We start from the raw sequence: 7,365 nt of genomic DNA on the forward strand, positions 1-7,365 counted from the left end.
TGAGATCGCTTCGGAAACGGCGACGACCACCAATTATCCGGACCAATGACGGACCCGCCGTCGCCTTTTGACGATGGCGCCACAGCCGCCGAATCGAGTTTTCGTCCTCCTCGCTCCCGCCCCCGGCCGAACCGGACCTCGCGCCGGGCCGAGCTCGGCGCGGGGCCATAAGCCTTCAACGCCACAGCGCTTGCGAAAATCGTTATATTATATAATTATTTTCCATCACCAATGAACACGCCGCCGGGGAAACCGAATGCCCAAACTCAAACTGCCCGACATCGAAAAGGTCACCGCGATCGACATCCACACCCATGCCGAGGAGCCGTGCGGCATGCATGGCGACGACGGCTATGACGACTTCCAGGCGCAGATGGCCGACTACTTCAAGTCGCCGCACAAACATCCGCCGACCGTGCCGGAGACCGCGGCCTACTACCGCGCCAAGAACATCGCCGCGGTGATCTTCCCGGTCGACGCCGAGCGCGAGACCGGCTTCCGCCGCTACAACAATTACGAAATGCTCGAGGTCGCCTCCGACCATCTCGACGTGCTGATCCCGTTCGTCTCGATCGACCCGCACAAGGGCAAGCTCGGCGTCCGCGAGGCCCGCAAGCTGATCGAGGAATACGGCGTCCGCGGCTTCAAATTCCACCCGACCATGCAGGGCTTCTACGCCAACGACCGCATGGCCTATCCGCTCTATGAAGCCATCAATGACGGCGGCGCGATCGCGCTGTTCCACACCGGCCAGACCGGCGTCGGCTCCGGCATGCCGGGCGGCATGGGGATGCGGCTGAAATATTCCAACCCGATGTACATGGACGACGTCGCGGCCGATTTCCCCGACCTCAAGATCATCCTCGCGCATCCCTCCTTCCCCTGGCAGGAAGAGGCGCTGTCGGTCGCGACCCACAAGCCGAACGTCTATATCGACCTGTCCGGCTGGTCGCCGAAATACTTCCCGCCGGTCCTGGTCCGCTACATCAACTCGATCCTGCAGGACAAGATGCTGTTCGGCTCCGACTGGCCGGTGATCACGCCGGACCGCTGGCTCGCCGACTTCGCCAAGCTCGACATCCGCGAGGAGATCCGGCCGAAGGTCCTGAAGGCCAACGCGCGGAAGATTTTGGGAATCTAAGGGAGTATTGTCGGCGGCAAGCTTCGGAGGTGGTTCATGACGAACTTCACCGGACTTGCCACCCTCTTCGCACTCCTGATCGGAAGCGCAGGGCTCTGCTGCGCGGAACGCGGCGGGCAGCCGCCCGCGTTCGTCGAATTCGAGAGCCCGCTTGTAAGTGCGCAGCCGCTGCAAGGCTATCTGCGAACACCCGATGGACCGGGCCCCTCGCCCGCCGTGGTGCTGCTGCACGGCTGCGGCGGCTTCTTCAAGCAACTCGACGAGCGCTGGGGCAAGCGGCTGGCGGCCTGGGGCTATGTCACGCTCACGGTCGACCGGTTCGGGCCGCGCGGCATCAGCAGCGCCTGCACGGGCGGAGCGCCGGCCGCAACCGTCCATGACGCCTATCGTGCGCTGAGCTATCTCGCGCGGCAATCGGCGGTCGATCCCGGTCGCGTCGCGGTGGTGGGGTTCTCGCAAGGCGCCCGGCTCGCCCTGCTCTCGGTCGAGCGTGGCGCGATCGAACATAACGCGGCAGAGAAATTCCGCGCAGCCGTTGCATTCTACCCGCCCTGCCTCAGCATCAAGGGCGACATGACGGTGCCGACGCTGATCATGGTCGGCGAGCTCGACGACTGGACGCCGGCCAAGGAGTGCCGGACCTTGGCCGAAGGCCGCGACGACTACGGCATCTCCCGGCAGAATCATGCGGGACATCCGATCGAGCTGATTGTCTATCCCGGCGCCTATCACGGTTTCGACGTGCCGCATTACAGCACGCCGGTGCAGCTGCTCGGTCATCACCTCGAATTCAACGAGGTGGCCAGGGATCAATCCATCGACGCACTCAGGAAATTCCTGTATGCGACAATCGGCGGGCAAGAGAGATCACAATGACCATCAAGGCAATCGTCTTCGACGCCTACGGCACGCTCTACGACGTCCAATCGGTGGCCGACGTCACCGAGGATGCGTTCCCCGGCTACGGCGACATCATCACGCAGATCTGGCGCATCAAGCAGCTCGAATACTCCTGGCTGCGTTCGCTGATGCGGCGCTACCAGGATTTCGCCGTCGTAACCCGCGACTCCCTCGCCTACACGCTGCGCTGCCTCGGCCTGCAATATGACGCCGCGACCTTCGCCCGCATCATCGACAAATATCAGCATCTGGCGCTGTATCCGGATGCGCTCGCCGCGCTCGAGGCGATGAAGGACAAGAAGCTCGCGATCCTGTCCAACGGCAGCCCTGACATGCTGAATGCGCTGGTGCGCAATTCAGGCCTCGACCGCGTGCTCGATGCCACCATCAGCGTCGACGCCCACAAGGTGTTCAAGCCGGCGCCCGAGGCCTACACGCTGATCGAGGAGGTGCTGAAAGTACCGCCGGCGGAGGTGCTGTTCATCTCCTCCAATCCGTGGGACGCCTGCGGTGCCAAGTCGTTCGGCCTCAACGTCGCATGGATCGAGCGGGTGACGCCGCAAGCGATGGCGCTGGCCTGCGTCGAAAGCGAGACGGTCGCCCCATTGACGATGTTCAAGGCTCTGCGTACCCAGATGGACGAGCTCGGCGTCGCACCCGATCACCGGATCCACGGTCTCTCCGAACTTCCCGCACTGGTGTCTGCAAGGTCCTGAACAACATGAGCCTCGAGTCCGTCCGCGCCTTCTTCGCCGAGAAGGCGCCCGAAATTTCCGTGATCGAATCTACCACGAGCTCCGCGACCGTCGTGCTGGCGGCGGAGGCCTATGGCGTCGAGCCGGCGCGGATCGCCAAGACGCTGAGCCTGCGGGTCGGCGACCGCGTGGTGCTCATCGTCGCCGCCGGGACGTCGCGAATGGACAACAAGAAGGTGAAGGCGGCGTTCGGCGGCAAGCCGAAGATGCTCGGCCTCGACGAGGTCGCCGACATCACAGGCCACGAGGTCGGTGGCGTCTGCCCGTTCGGGCTGAAGACGCCGCTGCCAGTTTATTGCGACGTATCGCTGAAGGCATTCGATGTCGTGGTGCCGGCGGCAGGCTCGACCCACAGCGCGGTCCGCATCACGCCCGACAGGATGGCGGAGCTGACTGCGGCCGAATGGGTCGACGTCTGCGAAGTCAGACCTGGGGACTAGTCCTCATCGTCGAACGGCGGCCGCGATGGCGCCGGCTGCATCGGCTGTGGTGCGCGCGGCCGCTGCTGCATCTGCGGCTGCTGCGGCGCACGGCCCTGCGCTTGCGGCTGTTGGGCCCGCCCCTGGGTCTGCGACTGTTGCGCGTTTGATTCGAACACGGCGCGACAACTGTTGGAAAGTTGCGGCGTGTTCTGCCGCAGGCAAGCCACGATGCGCTGCACGTCGGGCACCTGGTCGCTGCAGAGCCGCCACACGTCCGGTGTGCACGCCATCTGCTGTTCCCAGGTTCCCCGATACTCCTCGGCGACGGCGGCCGTTGCCGTGACAGCTCCGCCGATCGCTATGGCAAGGCTCAGGACGATCCGCTGCGATCGCATGTCGGGCTCCCGTTGTTCCAGATACTGGCCCGCGCGCGCATGTTCCCGCGCCGCGATTTGCTCCAAAGCTGCCCAATGAATGCGGCCAAGGATCGTTCGCGCGGACAACTAAAAGTGAAGAGAGTTTGTCCCGGGAGTTCCCTATTCGACCTTGCCGATCTTCTTCACCGCCGCGATCAACCGCGCGCTGTCGTCTGCAACAAATTTTGAGAACGTCGGCGCGTCCATATAGGCGACCGGACTGCCCGCAGTCTCGAAAGTCTTGATCACCTCCGGCGCCTTCACGGCATCAGCCATCGCCGCGCGCAGCCGCTCCATGATCGGCGCCGGCAGCGCTGACTGCGCGAACAGTCCCGCCCAGATGTAGAACTCGACGTCCTTGTAGCCGAGTTCCTTGAAGGTCGGCAGATCGGGGAAGCTCGCGATCCGCTCGGCGCCCCAATTGGCGAGCACGCGCATCTTGCCGTCCTCGACCTGCTGCTTGAGCGTGCCCGGCGCCGACGCCAATGCCTGCACGGTGCCGGAAAGCAGTGCGGTGAGCGCCGGGCCTGCGCCGCGGAACGGCACATGCAGCAGCTTGATTCCTGCGCTCGCCGCGAACATCTCCATCGCGACATGCAGCGTGCCGTACGGACCGGACGAGCCGTAGGGAATCTGTCCCGGGCGTTTCTTCGCATCGTCGACGAATTCCTGCAGCGTCTTCCACGGCGCCGAGGCCGGCACCGCCAGCAGCGTCGGGTCGGCAAGCACACGCGCGATCGGCGCGAACTGCGACACCTCGTAGGCAACCGGACGATCGAACAGCCGGTCGGCCTCCGGCAGCACCGCGAGCGAGGACAGCGTCATCAACAGCGTATAGCCATCGGGCTCGGCGCGCGCGGCCTGCGCATTGCCGATCGATCCGCCCGCTCCGCCGGCGCGATTGTCGACGATCACGGGCTTGCCGAGGATACGCTCCAGCGCGAGCGCCACCGGTCGCGCCGCAAGGTCGGCCTGGCCGCCGGCCGGAAACGGCACGATCATCGTGATATTGCGGTTGGGATAGGCGGCTTGCGCAAACGCGGAGTTGGCGAGCGCAGCCTGCGCAAGCGGCAATGCGGCAGCGGCGCGCAGGAGTTCGCGGCGGTTCATCGAGAGTTTCTCCCCAATCATCTTTTTTGGCGATCGCAACCGATCGCGATGCCGCAGTCAGAGCCGCGGCTTGGTCGCATCGTGCAGGACCGGAGCGCTGATCTCAAGCGTCCCGCGCGTCGCACCTGACGCCGACTGACCGATGGGGAAGATCGAGCCTGGTCGGCCGAGTGCATGTTGAGATTCGATCGAATAACGACGGCGCTGTGCTCCCTCTCCCCGTTCTTACGGGGAGAGGGTCGGGGTGAGGGGCTGCCTCCGCGTAAACGGCGACAGTTGGACTTGTGGAGGCTCCCCCTCACCCGGAACGCATCTAACGATGCGTCATAGCCGAAGCTCCGCTTCGGCGTTCTTGAGAACGGCCGCCAAAGGCGGCCTATACCTCTCCCCGCACGCGCAGGGGTGTCCGGGGAATGATTCACTGTGTCGCGGTGCATGCTCGGCAGGACCGAGGCAAATCGGTCTTTTCTGGTTGTCGAGACACAGAGGGCCGAGCATGCGATATCGCGGTAGCATTTTTGGAAGGCTGCTTGAACCGATCAATCGACGGCAGTTTCAGACGGTTGTGGATCGTCTGGACGGGGATGCCTACGACAAGTCGTTCAGGAGCTGGGATCATCTGGTGGCGCTGATCTATGCCCAGCTTAGCGGCAACAGCAGTCTGCGCGGGGTGGTGACTGGCTTCAACGCCAATTCGCAGCATCACTATCACTTGGGAACCGGCAAGCTGTCGCGCTCGACGTTGTCCGATGCCAATGCCCGCCGTCCGATCGGCATTTTCGCGCAAACCTTTGCGGCGCTGTCGGCGATGGCGCGTCGCCAGCTGCGGAGTGAAGGCATGGAGATGGTGCGTCTGATCGACGCCAGTCCGATCCCGCTCGGCAAGGTCTGCAGTTGGGCGACGTGGAACGGCCGCATCCGCGGCATGAAGCTGCATGTCGTCTACGACCCAAGGAGCGATGTCCCGACCTGCGTCGAGATGACGGCCGCGAACGTCAATGACATCGAGATCGGCCGACAGACCCCAATCCAGCCCGCCACCACCTATGTGTTTGACAAGGGCTATTGCCGTTTCGACTGGTGGCAGAAGATCAATGATAGCAAGGCTTTGTTCGTTACCCGGGCGAAGACGAGCATCCGTCTTCGCTCGCTCAGGCATCGCGCCATCCGCAAGCGTAACGGGGATGGCTTCGAAATCCTTGCCGATGACGAGGTGAAGCTCACCAGCAAGGGCGATTCGCGCCTTCCAATCCCGCTCCGCCGCATCAAGATCAGACGCGAGAAAGGCGGCAAGATCACACTCCTGACCAACGACCTTGCCCGTAGCGCCGTCGAGATCGCCGCCCTCTACAAGAGCCGATGGCAAATCGAGCTGCTGTTCCGCTGGATCAAGCAGCATCTCGATATTCGCAAGTTCCTCGGCGCCAACGACAACGCGATCCGCCTTCAGGTGCTCGCTGCGATGATTGCCTACCTGCTGCTGCGCATCGCCGCTCACACCAACTGCATCAAAATGCTCCCGCTCAGGTTCGCCGAACTCGTCGGCCAGCTCCTGCTCACGCGTCGATCCCTCGCTGCCATCGACAAACCTCCGCCCATCAACCCCAGCCGTCGGAAATCAACCATCTCACCTGACCAGATGGAGCTCCGCTATGCCTGAATTTCCCCGGACACCCCTGCCGCACGCGGGGCGAGGTAAAGCTGAATCCGCTGCGCGATGTGATGCAAGTCATCTTGCTCTAACGCTTGCGCGCCGCCCTGCGGGTCTTTCCGACCGACCGCTTGCTGGCCGCGCCGCGCTTGGTCGCGGTCTTCTTGCTGGCGGCCGCGCGTCGGACCGGAGCAGCCGCGGCCGGCCGCTTGCGCGCCACCGCCTTCTTCGGCGCCTTCCTGGCCGTTTCCCTCGCAGCTTTCTTGGCGGCCTTCTTCGCTGCTTGCGGACGCGCGCGTCGCGCGGTTGTCGCGCCGCGGCGCCGCGTGCTGCTGCCTCCGATCGGAACGAGGTGGTCGTCGGCGTCCAGTGTGAGTTGCTGGAGCGGAAACGCCGGCAGGAAGCTCGGGTCGTTGTAGAGCTTGCTCAAACTGTCCTGATCGAACTTGCCGCCCTGCCCGCGGTCCTCGCCCGCGCCGGCGCGCCAGGCCGCTTCCCAGACCCGGGCCAGGGTCTTGGCACCATCCTGCATGCAGGCCGCGGTGGCATCCTTCAACTTCGACCACAGCGCCTCGACCTGGCCGCTGCCCATGTGGGAGTTGAACAGGTTGACGATGGTCATCGGCGGCAGTCGCTTCACGGTCCGCTGCATCAGCGCGACCACGGCGACCGCAGCATCCCGACCGGTCGGGGTGCCGCCCGGAGCAATCTCCGCGACGTCGCTGGTCCGGGCGTCAGGAATCATCTTGATGAGATCCTTGCCGTGGCGGCCGATCATCGTGGTCTCGTACACGCTGTGCACCTTGGCATGCGCCTTGTCGCTCGGATCGAGGCCATGGTGGAATTGCGAGATGTGCAGCGGCTGGCAGGCGTCGCCGATGTAATGCGCGACGATGCCCGCGGCGCAGACGAATTCCAGCTTCCTGTTGGCGGCGGCGTACTCGACCATCTCGTCGAAAATCTGCCAGAC

General features: G+C 64.2%; 7 protein-coding genes and 1 pseudogene. 5 read left to right on the top strand and 3 right to left on the bottom strand.

Annotated features, from left to right (window positions below; all coding sequences use genetic code 11):
* Nucleotides 1–256: 256 nt before the first annotated feature.
* From J2R80_RS43170 to J2R80_RS43185, 4 genes are read left to right on the top strand one after another with little or no spacing between them, the layout of a single operon-like run.
* Nucleotides 257–1,141 carry an amidohydrolase family protein gene (locus J2R80_RS43170; RefSeq protein WP_229193054.1) on the top strand — a complete coding sequence of 295 codons (885 nt, stop codon included), beginning with the start codon at nucleotides 257–259 and terminating at the stop codon, nucleotides 1,139–1,141.
* A 36-nt stretch (nucleotides 1,142–1,177) separates the two neighbouring features.
* Nucleotides 1,178–2,017 (top strand): dienelactone hydrolase family protein, encoded by an 840-nt coding sequence (locus J2R80_RS43175; RefSeq protein WP_253640922.1) that lies wholly within the window; start codon nucleotides 1,178–1,180, stop codon nucleotides 2,015–2,017.
* Entirely contained in the window at nucleotides 2,014–2,757 is a 744-nt protein-coding gene (locus tag J2R80_RS43180) for a haloacid dehalogenase type II (RefSeq protein ID WP_168856522.1), read from the top strand. The genes J2R80_RS43175 and J2R80_RS43180 overlap by 4 nt, the downstream gene beginning before the upstream one ends.
* A gap of 5 nt (nucleotides 2,758–2,762) precedes the next feature.
* On the top strand, nucleotides 2,763–3,236 hold the full coding sequence (locus J2R80_RS43185) for a YbaK/EbsC family protein (RefSeq protein WP_050384246.1): 474 nt from the start codon (nucleotides 2,763–2,765) through the stop codon (nucleotides 3,234–3,236).
* Here the strand turns inward: J2R80_RS43185 and J2R80_RS43190 are convergent.
* Together J2R80_RS43190 and J2R80_RS43195 are read right to left on the bottom strand one after the other, a co-directional pair.
* Entirely contained in the window at nucleotides 3,233–3,613 is a 381-nt protein-coding gene (locus J2R80_RS43190; protein ID WP_168856521.1) for a hypothetical protein, read from the bottom strand. The genes J2R80_RS43185 and J2R80_RS43190 overlap by 4 nt on opposite strands.
* 141 nt (nucleotides 3,614–3,754) lie before the next feature.
* Nucleotides 3,755–4,744: a tripartite tricarboxylate transporter substrate binding protein gene (locus J2R80_RS43195; RefSeq protein ID WP_168856520.1), complete on the bottom strand. Its 990-nt coding sequence runs from the start codon at nucleotides 4,742–4,744 to the stop codon at nucleotides 3,755–3,757.
* 496 nt (nucleotides 4,745–5,240) lie between these two features.
* Here J2R80_RS43195 and J2R80_RS43200 point away from each other — a divergent pair, with 496 nt between their 5' ends.
* Entirely contained in the window at nucleotides 5,241–6,404 is a 1,164-nt protein-coding gene (locus J2R80_RS43200) for an IS4 family transposase (RefSeq protein WP_229193596.1), read from the top strand.
* A 79-nt stretch (nucleotides 6,405–6,483) separates the two neighbouring features.
* On the opposite strand, the pseudogene J2R80_RS43205 reads toward J2R80_RS43200, so the two are convergent.
* A pseudogene (locus J2R80_RS43205) lies at nucleotides 6,484–7,365 on the bottom strand (hypothetical protein); the annotation flags it as partial.

The organism is Bradyrhizobium sp. USDA 4541, assembly GCF_024171085.1.
Classification (GTDB): Bacteria; Pseudomonadota; Alphaproteobacteria; order Rhizobiales; family Xanthobacteraceae; genus Bradyrhizobium; species Bradyrhizobium australafricanum.

What these genes read in the sequence shown, in the direction of transcription:
- J2R80_RS43175 (WP_253640922.1), top strand. Translation starts at nt 1,178, where the DNA reads ATGACGAACTTCACCGGACTTGCCACCCTCTTCGCACTCCTGATCGGA.
- J2R80_RS43180 (WP_168856522.1), top strand. Translation starts at nt 2,014, where the DNA reads ATGACCATCAAGGCAATCGTCTTCGACGCCTACGGCACGCTCTACGAC.
- J2R80_RS43185 (WP_050384246.1), top strand. Translation starts at nt 2,763, where the DNA reads ATGAGCCTCGAGTCCGTCCGCGCCTTCTTCGCCGAGAAGGCGCCCGAA.
- J2R80_RS43170 (WP_229193054.1), top strand. Translation starts at nt 257, where the DNA reads ATGCCCAAACTCAAACTGCCCGACATCGAAAAGGTCACCGCGATCGAC.
- J2R80_RS43200 (WP_229193596.1), top strand. Translation starts at nt 5,241, where the DNA reads ATGCGATATCGCGGTAGCATTTTTGGAAGGCTGCTTGAACCGATCAAT.
- J2R80_RS43195 (WP_168856520.1), bottom strand. Translation starts at nt 4,744, where the DNA reads ATGAACCGCCGCGAACTCCTGCGCGCCGCTGCCGCATTGCCGCTTGCG.
- J2R80_RS43190 (WP_168856521.1), bottom strand. Translation starts at nt 3,613, where the DNA reads ATGCGATCGCAGCGGATCGTCCTGAGCCTTGCCATAGCGATCGGCGGA.